Source organism: Cytobacillus sp. SAFR-174 (assembly GCF_051964675.1).
Classification (GTDB): domain Bacteria; phylum Bacillota; class Bacilli; order Bacillales; family Cytobacillaceae; genus Cytobacillus.
On record NZ_JBQCMZ010000024.1, the window covers coordinates 39,510 to 53,726 of the forward strand.

Genomic DNA, 14,217 nt, shown 5'->3' on the forward strand with positions numbered 1-14,217 from the left:
GTTCGCACAATGAGTGAACGCAACCAACGCAAAGTTTACACTGGACGCGTCGTTTCTGACAAAATGGATAAGACAGTAACGGTTCTTGTCGAAACTTACAAAAAGCATCCACTTTACGGTAAACGCGTTAAGTACTCTAAAAAGTTCAAGGCTCATGATGAGCAAAACCAAGCAAAAACTGGCGATATCGTTCGTATTATGGAAACTCGTCCACTATCTGCGACTAAACGCTTCCGTCTTGTAGAAGTAGTTGAAAAAGCAGTTATTATCTAATTGTTCGGTTGGGAGATTTATCCCGAAGGGAGGTTACACACATGATTCAACAAGAATCACGTTTAAAAGTTGCTGACAACTCTGGTGCTCGTGAAGTACTTACAATCAAAGTTCTTGGTGGCTCAGGCCGCAAAACTGCTAACATCGGTGATGTTATCGTTTGTACAGTGAAACAAGCAACACCAGGTGGCGTTGTTAAAAAAGGTGATGTTGTTAAAGCGGTAGTTGTTCGTACTAAGAGCGGTGTACGCCGTAATGACGGTACTTACATTCGTTTCGATGAAAACGCATGTGTAATTATTCGTGATGACAAAGGACCACGCGGAACTCGTATCTTCGGACCGGTTGCCCGTGAACTACGTGAAAACAACTTCATGAAAATTGTATCTTTAGCTCCAGAAGTATTATAAATAACAAATCAAATTGCCTTTAAGGAGGTGCGCACAGATGCATGTGAAAAAAGGTGACAAAGTTATGGTCATCTCTGGTAAGGATAAAGGCAAAACGGGCGTTATTCTTGCAGCGTTCCCTAAACAAAGCCGAGTGCTTGTTGAAGGAGTTAACATTGTAAAGAAACACTCTAAGCCTTCTCAGATGAACCCGCAAGGCGGAATCATCAGCCAAGAGGCACCTGTTCATGTATCAAACGTTATGCCTGTCGATCCTAAATCTGGTGAACCAACTCGTGTAGGCTATAAAACGCTTGATGGCAAAAAAGTACGTGTTGCAACAAAATCCGGTGAAGTTCTAGATAAATAGTTCAAAGAAGAAGGGAGGTACAATGAATGAACCGCCTAAAAGAAAAGCATTCAAAAGAAATTACTCCTGCTCTAATGAGCAAGTTTAACTATAAATCAGTTATGCAAACACCTAAGCTTGAAAAAATCGTTATCAACATGGGTATTGGTGACGCTGTTCAAAACGCTAAAGCACTAGATAAAGCTGTTGAGGAACTAACTTTGATTACTGGTCAAAAGCCGGTTATCACTCGCGCTAAGAAATCAATCGCTGGCTTCCGTCTTCGTGAAGGTATGCCAATCGGTGCGAAGGTTACTCTTCGTGGAGAACGCATGTATGAGTTCTTTGATAAGTTAGTATCTGTATCTCTTCCACGTGTACGTGACTTCCGCGGTATCTCTAAGAAGTCATTTGACGGCCGTGGTAACTATACTCTAGGTGTCAAAGAACAGTTGATCTTCCCTGAGATTGATTACGATAAAGTAAGCAAAGTTCGTGGTATGGATATCGTTATCGTAACTACAGCTAACACTGATGAAGAAGCTCGTGAACTTTTAACTCAATTTGGAATGCCATTCCAAAAGTAATCGCTAAATAGAGGGAGGCGAAAACGTGGCTAAAAAGTCAATGATTGCGAAGCAAAAACGCACGCCTAAACACAAGGTACAGGAGTACACTCGCTGCGAACGCTGCGGACGTCCACATTCTGTATACCGTAAATTTAAGCTTTGTCGTATTTGTTTCCGTGAATTAGCATATAAAGGACAAATTCCTGGCGTGAAAAAAGCTAGCTGGTAAACCCCAAGCATGGGAAGGAGGTAAAAACAATGGTCATGACAGATCCAATTGCAGACTTGCTAACTCGCATCCGTAATGCGAACATGGTTCGTCACGAAAAATTAGAAGTTCCTGCTTCTAACATCAAGAAAGAAATTGCAGAGATCTTAAAGCGTGAAGGTTTTGTACGTGATGTTGAGCTTATCGAAGATAACAAGCAAGGCATCATCCGCATTTTTCTAAAATACGGTTCAAACAACGAACGCGTTATCACTGGTCTTAAGCGTATCAGTAAGCCTGGTCTTCGTGTATACGCAAAGGCTGATGAAGTACCTCGCGTACTTAACGGTCTTGGAATCGCACTAGTTTCTACTTCTCAAGGCGTTATCACTGATAAAGAAGCCCGCGCTCAACAAGTCGGCGGAGAAGTATTAGCATACGTTTGGTAATAGAGTTTTTCATGAATGGAGGTGCAATTAAATGTCTCGTATAGGTAAAAAACCAATCGAAATTCCAACTGGTGTTACTGTTACAAACGACAATAACACTGTTACTGTGAAGGGTCCTAAAGGTGAACTAACTCGTTCATTCAACCAGGATATCGAAATCAAGGTGGAGGACAGCGTAATCAACGTTTCCCGTCCATCTGATGCGAAAGAACACCGCGCATTGCACGGAACTACTCGCGCACTTCTAGCTAACATGGTTGAGGGTGTGTCAAAAGGATTCGAAAGAGGACTAGAGCTTATCGGTGTCGGTTACCGTGCTCAAAAACAAGGCAAAAAGCTTGTTTTAAATGTTGGTTACTCTCATCCTGTTGAAATCGAGCCTGAAGAAGGTATTGAAGTTGAAGTGCCATCTAACACAAAGATCATTGTTAAAGGTACTAACAAAGAACGTGTTGGTGCATTGGCTGCCAACATCCGTGATGTTCGTCCTCCAGAGCCTTACAAAGGTAAAGGTATCCGCTATGAAGGCGAATATGTTCGTCGTAAAGAAGGTAAAACTGGTAAGTAATGCCGCTTAGGTAAACGAAAGGAGTGACCGAAATGATTACGAAGGCTGATAAAAATGCAGTTCGTAAGAAAAGACATGCTCGTGTGCGTGCAAAACTTTCTGGAACTGCGGCTCGTCCTCGTTTAAATGTGTATCGTTCAAACAAGCACATTTATGCTCAACTTATTGATGATGTAAACGGAGTTACTGTAGCAAGTGCTTCTACACAAGATAAAGAAGTGAACCTTGATGCAACTGGCAACGTTGATGCAGCAGTTAAGGTCGGAGAATTAGTTGCAAAGCGCGCAGTCGAAAAAGGCGTTAAAGCTGTCGTTTTCGATCGTGGTGGCTATCTATATCATGGACGTGTTCAAGCATTAGCTGATGCAGCACGTGAAAATGGTTTAGAATTTTAATAGACAAAGGAGGGACACAAAAAGATGCGTCGTATTGATCCAAACAAACTTGAACTTGAAGAGCGCGTAGTTACGATTAATCGTGTAGCAAAGGTTGTTAAAGGTGGACGTCGTTTTCGTTTCTCTGCTCTTGTAGTAGTAGGTGACAAAAACGGTCACGTTGGCTTTGGTACAGGTAAAGCACAGGAAGTACCTGAAGCGATCCGCAAAGCTATTGAAGATGCTAAGAAAAACTTAGTCGAAGTACCTATGGTTGGAACTACAATTCCTCACCAGGTAATCGGTCACTTCGGTGCTGGAGAAATCCTTCTTAAGCCTGCTTCTGAAGGTACTGGAGTAATCGCCGGAGGTCCAGTTCGTGCGGTTCTAGAATTATCTGGTGTTGGTGATATCTTATCTAAATCTTTAGGTACTAACACACCAATCAACATGGTTCGCGCCACTTTGAACGGTTTAACTCAATTAAAACGTGCTGAGGACGTAGCGAAATTACGTGGTAAATCAGTAGAAGAACTGTTAGGATAAGGAGGGATTTCAAATGGCGAATAAACTAGAAGTAACCCTCACTCGCAGCGTGATTGGTCGCCCGCAAGACCAGCGCGAAACAGTTAAGGCTCTTGGCTTACGCAAAATGCACCAAACAGTTGAGCATCAAGATAATCCTGCTATCCGCGGAATGATCAACAAAGTTGCTCACCTTGTTGTGGTAAAAGAAAAATAAATCTATTCTTCTACAAATAAGGAGGTGCCAACATGAAACTTCATGAATTAAAGCCTGCAGAAGGTTCTCGTGGGGAACGCAAACGCAAAGGCCGTGGTATCGGTTCCGGTAATGGTAAAACTGCTGGTAAGGGTCATAAAGGTCAAAACGCTCGTTCTGGCGGCGGTGTCCGTCCTGGATTCGAGGGTGGTCAAACACCTTTATTCCAACGCTTGCCTAAACGCGGTTTCACTAACATCAACCGTAAAGAGTACGCGATTGTGAACCTTGATGCTTTAAACCGTTTCGAAGATGGAGCTGAAGTAACTCCAGCGCTTCTTATTGAAACTGGTGTAGTAAGCAACGAAAAAGCAGGAATCAAGATTCTTGCAAAAGGCAAAGTTGAGAAAAAGCTTACAGTAAAAGCTCATAAATTCTCCTCTGCTGCAAAGGAAGCTATTGAAGCTGCCGGCGGTCAAACTGAGGTGATTTAATGTTTCAGACAATCTCCAATTTTATGCGTGTGGGTGATATAAGACGAAAGATTATTTTCACCCTTTTAATGCTGATTGTATTTCGCATCGGTACATTTATCCCTGTACCGGGCGTAAATGCAGATCTATTAAAAGCCCAGGATGAACTTAATGTATTTGGTGTTCTGAATACATTCGGCGGCGGGGCGCTCCTAAACTTCTCCATCCTTGCAATGGGTATCATGCCGTACATTACGGCATCCATCATTGTGCAGCTTCTGCAGATGGATGTTGTTCCTAAGTTTACGGAATGGTCAAAGCAGGGAGATGTTGGACGCCGTAAGTTAGCTCAGTTTACCCGTTACTTTACTATCGTGCTTGGTTTTATCCAGGCTCTCGGTATGTCTTATGGGTTTAATAACCTAGCAGGCGGAATGCTGATTGAGAAACCGGGAATTACCTCTTATCTATTGATTGCTGTGGTATTGACTGCCGGAACTGCATTTCTAATGTGGCTTGGTGAGCAGATTACATCAAAAGGTGTAGGAAATGGTATTTCCATCATTATCTTTGCTGGTATCGTAGCTGGGATTCCTTCAACGGTTAACCAGATTTACGCTCAGCAGTTTGAAAATGCTGGAGAGCAGCTATTCCTTCGCATTGTGACAGTCGTGCTTATCCTAATCGCAGTCATTGCTATTGTTGTAGGAACGATCTTTATCCAACAGGCATTAAGAAAGATTCCTATTCAATATGCTAAGCGTGTAACAGCAGGACAAAATTCTGCTGGCGGACAATCAACTCATCTTCCGTTAAAAGTTAATGCAGCTGGTGTAATTCCAGTAATCTTTGCGATTTCTTTCATCATCACGCCAAGAACCATTGCCGGTTTCTTTGAGCAGAATGATGTTACGCTATGGATTCAAAGAATATTTGACTATACGTCTCCAATCGGAATGGTCATCTATAGTGCATTAATCATTGCTTTTACTTATTTCTATGCTTTTATTCAGGTGAACCCGGAACAAGTTGCGGAAAACCTGAAGAAGCAGGGCGGTTATATCCCGGGCATCCGTCCAGGAAATAACACGCAGGAATATCTGACCCGCGTCTTATACCGTTTAACGTTAGTCGGTGCGCTATTCCTGACAGTGATTTCAATCCTGCCGGTATTCTTCATCAATATCGCCGGATTGCCTGAATCTGCGCAAATTGGAGGCACAAGCCTGCTGATCGTTGTCGGTGTTGCACTGGAAACGATGAAGCAGCTTGAAGCACAGCTGGTTAAACGTCATTATAAAGGTTTCATTAAATAATTTGGTTGTAGGGGACGCATGTTCCCTTATACCATTTAGAGACTAGGGGGAAATTGACGTGAATTTAGTTTTAATGGGGCTCCCTGGTGCCGGTAAAGGTACACAAGCCGAGAAGATCGTCCAAAAATACGGCATCCCTCATATTTCTACCGGAGATATGTTCCGTGCGGCTATTAAAGACGAAACGGACCTAGGCCTTAAAGCAAAATCATTCATGGATAAAGGCGAGCTTGTTCCTGATGAGGTAACAATCGGCATTGTACGTGAACGATTAAGCAAGGATGATTGTGAAAAAGGCTTTTTGCTGGATGGCTTCCCAAGAACGGTTGCCCAAGCAGATGCCCTTGAAAACATCCTTTCTGATTTAAACAAGAAAATTAATTTTGTTATTAATATTGATGTTGATCAGAGTATTCTAATGGAACGTCTTACAGGACGCCGCATCTGTAAAGAATGCGGAGCTACTTATCATTTAGTATTCAATCCGCCAGCGAAAGACGGAGTGTGTGATCGCTGTGGCGGTGAGCTGTATCAGCGTGCTGATGATAATGAAGCGACTGTTCAGAATAGACTTGATGTTAATATTAAACAAACCAAACCGTTGCTTGATTTCTACGAAACGAAAGGTTATCTGCGCAATATTGATGGTCAGCAGGATATTAATAAAGTATTTTCTGATCTTGATGCATTGCTCGGGGGCTTACAATGATCATTTGCAAAACCCCGCGTGAGCTTGAAATAATGCGTGAGGCCGGCAGAATCGTAGCACTTACACATCAGGAACTGAAAAAACATATTGCACCCGGTATCACAACCCGCGAACTGGATGTTATTGCTGACCGGTTTATCCGTAAACACGATGCAATTCCATCATTCAAAGGGTATAATGGTTTCCGCGGCAGCATCTGTGCTTCAGTTAACGATGAACTTGTTCATGGAATTCCTGGTGGTCGAGTTTTAAATGACGGTGATATAATCAGCATTGATATCGGTGCTAAATATAACGGTTATCATGGTGACTCAGCCTGGACTTATGCTGTTGGCCAAATTGATGAAGAATCCGAGCGTCTGATGGATGTGACAGAGGAATCGTTATATAAGGGCCTTGAAGAAGCAAAACCGGGTGAGCGCTTGTCGAACATCTCCCATGCTATCCAAACGTATGCGGAATCTAACGGCTTTTCCATTGTACGCGAGTATGTCGGCCATGGTGTAGGGCAAGACTTACATGAGGATCCTCAAATTCCTCATTATGGACCCCCCAACAGAGGGCCGCGCTTAAAGCCGGGAATGGTACTTGCTATTGAACCTATGGTGAATGCAGGAAGTCGTTATGTTAAAACCTTAACCGATAACTGGACAGTTGTAACGGTTGACGGTAAAAGGTGTGCACATTATGAGCATACAATAGCGATCACTGAATCCGGTTATGAAATACTGACAAAAGCCTAAGGTGCAGGTGATTCCATTGGTTGGTTCTGATACGAATCCGCTGCATGGTCAAATTGTTTTGATCAAAAGTGGAAGCGATGCTGGTCAATATGCTATAATTATAAGGTTGTTGGATGAAAGGTATGTTATGCTTGCTGACGGCGGCAGGAAGAAATTCGACCGCCCGAAGAAAAAGAACGTTCAGCATCTGCAATTGCTTAATTATATCTCTCCAGAAGTTCAGACCAGTCTCCAGGAGACCGGCCGTGTAACAAACGGAAAGTTGCGCTTTGCGCTTGCAAAGTATGTAAATGAATTCGTATATGACATGAAGAAGGGAGAATAAAGTTCAATGGCGAAAGACGATGTAATCGAAATAGAAGGCACAGTTGTTGATACTTTGCCAAATGCAATGTTTAAGGTAGAATTAGAAAATGGTCATACAGTGCTAGCTCATGTATCCGGTAAGATCCGCATGCACTTCATCCGTATTTTACCTGGAGATAAAGTAACAGTTGAGCTATCTCCATATGATTTAACACGCGGTAGAATCACATATCGTTTTAAATAATCATTGCACTCCGTACTATTAAGGAGGTTAGGATAATGAAAGTAAGACCATCAGTTAAACCAATCTGCGAAAAGTGTAAAGTTATCCGCAGACGTGGAAAAGTAATGGTTATCTGTGAAAACCCTAAACATAAACAAAAACAAGGTTAATTCGAAGGAGGTGCGCTTATACAATGGCACGTATTGCTGGTGTAGATGTTCCACGTGAAAAACGTGTAGTAATCTCATTAACTTATATCTTTGGTATTGGTAAATCTACAGCTCAGAAAGTTTTGGCTGAAGCTGGTGTTTCTGAAGACACTCGTGTTCGAGATCTTACAGAAGATGAACTTAACAAAATCCGTGACATCATCGACAAATTGAAAGTTGAAGGTGACCTTCGCCGTGAGGTTTCACTTAACATCAAACGTCTAATGGAGATCGGAAGCTATCGCGGTCTACGTCATCGCCGTGGTTTACCGGTTCGCGGACAAAACACTAAAAACAACGCTCGTACACGCAAAGGTCCTCGTAAGACTGTAGCGAACAAGAAGAAATAATCGGTAAAGGAGGTAACTTTAAATGGCTCGTAAAACTAATACACGTAAGCGTCGTGTGAAAAAGAATATTGAACAGGGTATTGCACATATCCGTTCTACTTTCAACAACACAATCGTAACTATCACTGATGTTCATGGAAATGCTATTTCATGGTCAAGTGCTGGAGCTCTTGGATTCAGAGGTTCTCGTAAATCTACTCCATTCGCAGCACAAATGGCAGCTGAAACTGCAGCTAAAACTTCCCAGGAACACGGTATGAAATCCCTTGAAGTAACTGTTAAAGGACCTGGTGCAGGACGTGAAGCTGCAATCCGTGCTCTTCAAGCTGCTGGTCTAGAAGTTACTGCTATCAGAGACGTAACTCCAGTTCCTCATAACGGATGTCGTCCGCCAAAACGCCGCCGTGTATAATTTTTCTGTATAGAATTTGTATCCTTGTCTATAATGGGATATGATACTAATTTTTTAGTTATACAGAACAATTATTCCAGTTGTTGTGCACAAAACGGGAACGTATACATGGGGGAATTTCGGTTAGAGATTGCTAGCCGGGGTTTCGACGTTTTGAAGGAGGGTATATTTTGATGATCGAAATAGAAAAACCAAAAATCGAAACGGTTGAGATCAGCGATGATGCCAAGTACGGCAAGTTCGTCGTCGAGCCACTTGAGCGTGGATATGGTACAACTTTGGGTAACTCCTTACGTCGTATCCTTTTATCCTCACTCCCAGGTGCCGCTGTCACATCGATCCAAATTGATGGGGTACTTCATGAGTTCTCAACAATTGAAGGCGTCGTAGAAGATGTAACATCTATCATTTTAAACATTAAAAAACTAGCACTTAAAATCTACTCTGATGAAGAAAAAACATTGGAAATCGATGTTCAGGGTGAAGGTGTAGTGAAGGCAGCTGACGTAACACATGACAGCGATGTTGAAATCCTTAATCCGGATCTTCATATTGCTACTCTGGGTTCGAATGCTCACCTGCGCATGCGTTTAACTGCAAGACGCGGACGAGGCTATACACCAGCTGACCAAAACAAGAGAGAAGATCAGCCAATCGGTGTGATTCCGATCGATTCCATCTACACTCCAGTAGCTCGTATTTCTTACCAGGTAGAGAATACACGTGTGGGTCAAATGACTAACTATGATAAGTTAACATTCGATGTTTGGACTGACGGCAGTACAGGTCCTCAAGATGCTGTTGCACTTGGAGCGAAGATCTTAACTGAGCATTTGAATATTTTTGTCGGTTTAACTGATGAAGCTCAAAATGCTGAAATCATGGTTGAAAAAGAAGAAGACCAAAAAGAGAAAGTACTTGAGATGACAATTGAAGAACTTGACTTGTCTGTACGTTCTTACAACTGCTTAAAGCGCGCTGGCATCAATACTGTTCAGGAATTAGCCAATAAAACTGAAGAGGATATGATGAAGGTCCGTAACCTTGGCAGAAAGTCACTTGAGGAAGTAAAACATAAATTAGAAGATCTTGGACTGGGCTTACGCAAAGACGATTGATTAATGAAGATTAATTGATTATCTGCATGTTTGCTTTCAGCAGATTGAATGACTTCAACAAAGGAGGGAAACTTTCATGGGATACAGAAAGTTAGGACGCACTAGCTCACAACGTAAAGCTATGCTGCGTGACTTAGCAACAGATCTAATCATCAATGAGCGCATCGAAACAACTGAAGCTCGTGCGAAAGAACTTCGTTCAGTTGTTGAGAAAATGATCACTCTTGGAAAGCGCGGCGACTTGCATGCACGCCGTCAAGCAGCTGCATTTGTTCGCAACGAGGTAGCTAACGCTGAAACTGACCAGGATGCTGTTCAAAAATTATTCAGCGACATCGCAACTCGTTATGAAGAGCGCCAAGGCGGATACACTCGTATTATGAAACTTGGACCTCGTCGTGGAGACGGTGCGCCAATGGTAATCATCGAGTTAGTATAATTTTTTAAGGAAAGGGCGCGGGACGGTTTCAAAGAACTTGTTCTTTGCCCTTTTTCTATAAAAACGGCTGTTTCCTTAATTTGTCTGGAATGCCGTAATCAGGCCAAAAACGAGCGTTACGATGAGCATGTACAGCTAACTAACAGGGATGGATGAGCAATAGATTCCCCATTACCTGGTACATTGACTCGTCTAGCTCATGCACCTCTTCCGGAGATAAGAAATGCGCCCGGCAGTCTACTGCCTGACGGAATGAGGTGCAGGCTTTTTTAAATTCCTCAAGGTCATAGACATAAGGAAATCGAGATCTATGAACATTTATACAATAGCAAGAACCAACCACCATACTGCGTCAGTATGAGCTTTTAATAGGGAGGCATAATAGGCATCCAATAAGCTTAGATAGCAGAAATCCAAATTTTCTTGTGTTTTACAAGTGTGGGAGAATGGTATCATTCAACGCTTGCTATCCAGTAACATAACCTATTATCGAACTATTTAAAGCTCGCCAACAATGGCGGGTTTTTTCATTATATAAGAAACTATATAATATTGAACGATGGGAACAATTCTGTGGAAGGATGTTTGCATCTGGCTGCAGCGCCTGCCCCTCGAGGTGTCGGGGATGAGCACCAAAGAATGCTTCCTTGGATGTTCTTCACAGGCACAAGCGTTTTATGCTTGTTAGGAAGGCGCATACGCACTTGTTAATAGCAGAGCTGAAATAGAGAAGCAGAGCTGAGAGGAGGACTTCAAATGACCGAGCCGCTGGCAGAATTTAAAAATGTTTCGTTTAAGTACGATGCAGAAGCTGCATATGCGCTGGACAATGTCTCTTTTAATATATATAAAGGAGAATGGCTCGCAATAGTCGGGCATAATGGTTCAGGAAAATCTACACTTGCTAAATTGCTTAATGGCCTGCACTTTCCACTGGAAGGCAGCATTACAGTAGGCGGAATTTCATTGAGGGAAGAAACGGTATGGGAAGCAAGAAAGAAGATTGGCATGGTTTTTCAAAATCCGGATAACCAGTTTGTCGGAACGACCGTACGGGATGATGTGGCTTTTGGTTTAGAAAACCATGGTATTGAAAGAAATGACATGGTTCAGCGTGTTACAGAATCACTGGAGAAGGTCAAAATGACGTCATTTCTTAATCAAGAGCCGCACCATCTTTCCGGCGGCCAGAAACAAAGAGTGGCTATTGCAGGCGTTATTGCCTTAAGGCCGGATATTATCATTCTCGATGAGTCAACCTCCATGCTGGACCCAAGAGGCCGTGAAGAGGTACTTGAAACCGTCAGGGAGCTCAAGCGGGATTATCACATGACCGTCATCTCCATCACTCATGACCTGGAGGAGGCAGCAAAAGCTGACCGCATCATAGTCATGAACAAAGGCCAGCTATATCGGGAAGGCACGCCTGAGGAGATCTTTCAAATGGATGAGGAGCTTGTAAAGCTGGGATTGGATATTCCTTTTCCTGTGAAGCTTAGCAAGGTGTTAAGAGAAAAAGGATTGCCGTTATCAAGGCATTATTTATCTGAAGAAGAGTTGGTGGAAGAATTATGGACATCTCACTCCAAAATGTAGAATACCGTTATCAGGTTAATACGCCATTTGAACGTCTTGCAATAAAGGATGTCTCCATCGATATACCATCTGGCACATTTCTCGCGATCATCGGTCATACCGGATCAGGCAAATCGACCGTCCTCCAGCATTTAAATGCCCTGCTTAAGCCGACAGAAGGCCAGGTAGTGATTGGAGAGCGGATAATCACCCCGGAAAAGAAACAAAAAAACCTGAAAGAAATCCGTCATAGGGTCGGGATCGTATTTCAATTTCCCGAGCATCAGCTGTTTGAAGAAACGGTCGAGAAAGATATTTGCTTTGGCCCGATGAACTTCGGAGTATCAGAAGAGGAAGCCAAAAAAAGAGCGCGAGCGGCTATAGGACAGGTGGGCCTGCCGGAAGAAATTTTAAGCAAGTCCCCATTTGACCTGTCAGGCGGCCAAATGAGACGGGTAGCCATAGCCGGAGTGCTGGCAATGGAGCCTGATGTCATTGTCCTGGATGAGCCTACTGCTGGACTTGATCCGCGGGGCCGAATGGAAATTATGGATATGTTCTACAGCCTTCATGGGACAAGTGGGCTATCGACGGTGCTTGTGACACATAGCATGGAGGATGCTTCCCGCTATGCTGATCAGATTGTCATCATGCACAACGGTGAAGTATACAAAAAGGGAACGCCGGAAGAAATCTTTTCTTCTCCGGAAGGGTTGCTTAAGCTTGGCCTCGATGTTCCGGAGGTTGTCCGATTTCAGCTGAAAATGGAAAAATCACTTAACATCCGTCTTTCTAAGACGTGTCTGACAATGGATGAGCTGACGGATGAGATTGCTGCTGTGATGAAAAGGGGGACATCTGCATGATGGACAAAATGATTTTTGGGCGCTATGTTCCGGCCGAGTCTGTCATCCATAGGATGGATCCCCGTTCAAAGCTTGTTCTAATTTTCTTATTCGTGTGCATCGTCTTTCTGGCAAATAATTTGCTGACATACGGTCTTCTGACGGTTTATACCTTTTTTATGATTGCTTTATCGAAGGTGCCGATCCGGTTTATCTATACAGGATTGAAGCCGGTCCTTCTGCTTGTTATTTTTACTTTATTCCTTCATTTGTTTTTGACAAAAGAGGGTGAAGTTCTCTTCCGGTTTGGATGGATTACAATCTATGAAGAAGGTTTGAGACAGGGGATTTTCATCTCATTGCGCTTCTTCCTGCTCATTCTGATGACTTCTATTCTGACTTTAACCACAACTCCGATTGAAATTACGGATGGTCTGGAAAGTCTGCTCAATCCATTAAATAAAGTGAAGTTTCCAGTGCACGAACTGGCTTTGATGATGTCCATTTCTCTCCGCTTCATTCCGACACTTATGCAGGAAACCGATAAAATCATGAAGGCCCAGACAGCCAGGGGAGCCGATTTTACAAGCGGGCCGATTAAAGAACGTGTTAAAGCCATTATTCCTCTCTTAATTCCTTTGTTTGTCAGCTCGTTCAAGCGTGCTGAAGAGCTTGCTGTGGCGATGGAGTCACGCGGATATAGAGGCGGGGAAGGCAGAACGAAATACAGGCAGCTTAGCTGGGGCCTGAAGGATACGGCAATGCTGGCCATACTTGCAGCCCTGGCCCTGGTGTTATTCCTGCTGAGAACGTAAAGGGGTGACCTTATGCAAAGATATAAATGTATGGTGACGTATGACGGGACCCTTTTTGCAGGCTACCAGGTGCAGCCTGGCAAGCGGACTGTGCAGGGAGAGCTGGAACGGGCCTTAAAGAAGCTTCATAAAGGAGAAGACATCAGGGTGACTGCCTCAGGCAGAACCGATGCAGGGGTCCATGCAAGGGGCCAGGTGATTCATTTCGATTCTCCTTTGAATATTCCGATTGATAAATGGGAAATCGCCCTTAATTCCCTGCTGCCGGATGATGTTGCCATCATCGGGACGGAGACAGTGTCAGATGACGTTCATGTCCGTTTTGATGCCAAAGGAAAGGAATATCGGTACTTCGTGCACCGATCCTCCAGGAGAGACCCTTTTAAACGCCACTATGCCTATCAGTACCCGTACCCAATAAATACGGATGCGATCAGACAAGCGGCAGCGGATTTAATAGGGACACATGATTTTACAAGCTTCTGCTCTGCCAAGACGGAAGTGGAGGATAAAGTCAGGGAACTCCAGGAGATAGATGTGCTTGAAGAAGAGAACATGCTCATCTTCCGATTTAGAGGCACTGGATTCTTATATAATATGGTCCGTATTCTGACCGGCACCCTTCTGGAAGTCGGCTCAGGGGAAAGAGACCCCGATTCCATGCCATCTGTCCTTCAGGAAAAAAACAGATCAGCTGCAGGAAAAACAGCTCCTCCCCAGGGTTTATATTTGTGGGAAGTTTTTTATTAAAATTTTGGAAAAAATATTCGAGGAACCGCGAGGG

25 protein-coding genes are annotated in these 14,217 nt (G+C 43.4%); all 25 read left to right on the forward strand.

All coding sequences use genetic code 11. The features are described 5' to 3' along the window. Positions 1 to 9 precede the first annotated feature (9 nt). Positions 10 to 273, forward strand: a complete 264-nt coding sequence (gene rpsQ, locus ACTHRG_RS19995) for a 30S ribosomal protein S17 (RefSeq protein ID WP_009336589.1) — start codon at positions 10 to 12, stop codon at positions 271 to 273. A 41-nt stretch (positions 274 to 314) separates the two neighbouring features. After that, a complete protein-coding gene (gene rplN / locus ACTHRG_RS20000) occupies positions 315 to 683 on the forward strand; it encodes a 50S ribosomal protein L14 (protein ID WP_009336590.1) in 369 nt (122 codons plus the stop codon). Between the two features lie 37 nt (positions 684 to 720). Continuing rightward, on the forward strand, positions 721 to 1,032 hold the full coding sequence (gene rplX, locus ACTHRG_RS20005) for a 50S ribosomal protein L24 (protein ID WP_076262046.1): 312 nt from the start codon (positions 721 to 723) through the stop codon (positions 1,030 to 1,032). Between the two features lie 26 nt (positions 1,033 to 1,058). Next, on the forward strand, positions 1,059 to 1,598 hold the full coding sequence (gene rplE, locus ACTHRG_RS20010; protein ID WP_076262048.1) for a 50S ribosomal protein L5: 540 nt from the start codon (positions 1,059 to 1,061) through the stop codon (positions 1,596 to 1,598). Between the two features lie 25 nt (positions 1,599 to 1,623). After that, entirely contained in the window at positions 1,624 to 1,809 is a 186-nt protein-coding gene (gene rpsN / locus ACTHRG_RS20015; RefSeq protein ID WP_009336593.1) for a 30S ribosomal protein S14, read from the forward strand. 29 nt (positions 1,810 to 1,838) lie between these two features. Then, complete coding sequence (gene rpsH / locus ACTHRG_RS20020) at positions 1,839 to 2,237, forward strand: 30S ribosomal protein S8 (RefSeq protein WP_076262050.1); 399 nt, start codon at positions 1,839 to 1,841, stop codon at positions 2,235 to 2,237. Positions 2,238 to 2,268: 31 nt separating this feature from the next. Continuing rightward, on the forward strand, positions 2,269 to 2,805 hold the full coding sequence (gene rplF, locus ACTHRG_RS20025; RefSeq protein ID WP_035332287.1) for a 50S ribosomal protein L6: 537 nt from the start codon (positions 2,269 to 2,271) through the stop codon (positions 2,803 to 2,805). A gap of 32 nt (positions 2,806 to 2,837) precedes the next feature. Beyond that, positions 2,838 to 3,200: a 50S ribosomal protein L18 gene (rplR, locus tag ACTHRG_RS20030; RefSeq protein ID WP_035332285.1), complete on the forward strand. Its 363-nt coding sequence runs from the start codon at positions 2,838 to 2,840 to the stop codon at positions 3,198 to 3,200. Positions 3,201 to 3,224: 24 nt separating this feature from the next. Next, a complete protein-coding gene (rpsE, locus tag ACTHRG_RS20035; RefSeq protein WP_076262052.1) occupies positions 3,225 to 3,725 on the forward strand; it encodes a 30S ribosomal protein S5 in 501 nt (166 codons plus the stop codon). 13 nt (positions 3,726 to 3,738) lie between these two features. Continuing rightward, the gene (gene rpmD, locus ACTHRG_RS20040) at positions 3,739 to 3,921 is read left to right on the forward strand and encodes a 50S ribosomal protein L30 (RefSeq protein WP_009336598.1); all 183 of its coding nucleotides are present in this window, start codon (positions 3,739 to 3,741) and stop codon (positions 3,919 to 3,921) included. A 32-nt stretch (positions 3,922 to 3,953) separates the two neighbouring features. After that, a complete protein-coding gene (gene rplO, locus ACTHRG_RS20045) occupies positions 3,954 to 4,394 on the forward strand; it encodes a 50S ribosomal protein L15 (protein ID WP_035332284.1) in 441 nt (146 codons plus the stop codon). Then, positions 4,394 to 5,689 (forward strand): preprotein translocase subunit SecY, encoded by a 1,296-nt coding sequence (secY, locus tag ACTHRG_RS20050; RefSeq protein WP_076262054.1) that lies wholly within the window; start codon positions 4,394 to 4,396, stop codon positions 5,687 to 5,689. The genes rplO and secY overlap by 1 nt, the downstream gene beginning before the upstream one ends. 58 nt (positions 5,690 to 5,747) lie before the next feature. After that, on the forward strand, positions 5,748 to 6,398 hold the full coding sequence (locus tag ACTHRG_RS20055) for an adenylate kinase (RefSeq protein ID WP_076262056.1): 651 nt from the start codon (positions 5,748 to 5,750) through the stop codon (positions 6,396 to 6,398). Continuing rightward, positions 6,395 to 7,141, forward strand: coding sequence for a type I methionyl aminopeptidase (gene map / locus ACTHRG_RS20060; protein ID WP_076262059.1), 747 nt, complete (start codon positions 6,395 to 6,397; stop codon positions 7,139 to 7,141). Before ACTHRG_RS20055 ends, map begins: the two co-directional genes overlap by 4 nt. A 16-nt stretch (positions 7,142 to 7,157) precedes the next feature. Then, positions 7,158 to 7,466 (forward strand): KOW domain-containing RNA-binding protein, encoded by a 309-nt coding sequence (locus ACTHRG_RS20065; RefSeq protein WP_076262061.1) that lies wholly within the window; start codon positions 7,158 to 7,160, stop codon positions 7,464 to 7,466. Positions 7,467 to 7,472: 6 nt separating this feature from the next. After that, positions 7,473 to 7,691: a translation initiation factor IF-1 gene (gene infA / locus ACTHRG_RS20070; protein WP_009336604.1), complete on the forward strand. Its 219-nt coding sequence runs from the start codon at positions 7,473 to 7,475 to the stop codon at positions 7,689 to 7,691. Between the two features lie 35 nt (positions 7,692 to 7,726). Next, complete coding sequence (rpmJ, locus tag ACTHRG_RS20075) at positions 7,727 to 7,840, forward strand: 50S ribosomal protein L36 (protein WP_000868344.1); 114 nt, start codon at positions 7,727 to 7,729, stop codon at positions 7,838 to 7,840. Between the two features lie 23 nt (positions 7,841 to 7,863). Continuing rightward, on the forward strand, positions 7,864 to 8,229 hold the full coding sequence (gene rpsM, locus ACTHRG_RS20080) for a 30S ribosomal protein S13 (protein WP_009336605.1): 366 nt from the start codon (positions 7,864 to 7,866) through the stop codon (positions 8,227 to 8,229). Positions 8,230 to 8,251: 22 nt separating this feature from the next. After that, positions 8,252 to 8,641 (forward strand): 30S ribosomal protein S11, encoded by a 390-nt coding sequence (gene rpsK, locus ACTHRG_RS20085; protein ID WP_048011510.1) that lies wholly within the window; start codon positions 8,252 to 8,254, stop codon positions 8,639 to 8,641. Positions 8,642 to 8,814: 173 nt separating this feature from the next. Next, on the forward strand, positions 8,815 to 9,759 hold the full coding sequence (locus tag ACTHRG_RS20090; RefSeq protein ID WP_035332273.1) for a DNA-directed RNA polymerase subunit alpha: 945 nt from the start codon (positions 8,815 to 8,817) through the stop codon (positions 9,757 to 9,759). 76 nt (positions 9,760 to 9,835) lie between these two features. After that, positions 9,836 to 10,198, forward strand: coding sequence for a 50S ribosomal protein L17 (rplQ, locus tag ACTHRG_RS20095; RefSeq protein ID WP_009336608.1), 363 nt, complete (start codon positions 9,836 to 9,838; stop codon positions 10,196 to 10,198). Between the two features lie 756 nt (positions 10,199 to 10,954). After that, positions 10,955 to 11,794 (forward strand): energy-coupling factor ABC transporter ATP-binding protein, encoded by an 840-nt coding sequence (locus tag ACTHRG_RS20100; RefSeq protein WP_076262064.1) that lies wholly within the window; start codon positions 10,955 to 10,957, stop codon positions 11,792 to 11,794. Continuing rightward, a complete protein-coding gene (locus ACTHRG_RS20105; RefSeq protein WP_076262067.1) occupies positions 11,770 to 12,639 on the forward strand; it encodes an energy-coupling factor ABC transporter ATP-binding protein in 870 nt (289 codons plus the stop codon). The genes ACTHRG_RS20100 and ACTHRG_RS20105 overlap by 25 nt, the downstream gene beginning before the upstream one ends. Continuing rightward, the gene (locus ACTHRG_RS20110; protein ID WP_076262070.1) at positions 12,636 to 13,433 is read left to right on the forward strand and encodes an energy-coupling factor transporter transmembrane component T family protein; all 798 of its coding nucleotides are present in this window, start codon (positions 12,636 to 12,638) and stop codon (positions 13,431 to 13,433) included. Before ACTHRG_RS20105 ends, ACTHRG_RS20110 begins: the two co-directional genes overlap by 4 nt. A 12-nt stretch (positions 13,434 to 13,445) precedes the next feature. Next, a complete protein-coding gene (gene truA / locus ACTHRG_RS20115) occupies positions 13,446 to 14,183 on the forward strand; it encodes a tRNA pseudouridine(38-40) synthase TruA (protein ID WP_440231860.1) in 738 nt (245 codons plus the stop codon). Positions 14,184 to 14,217: the final 34 nt, after the last annotated feature.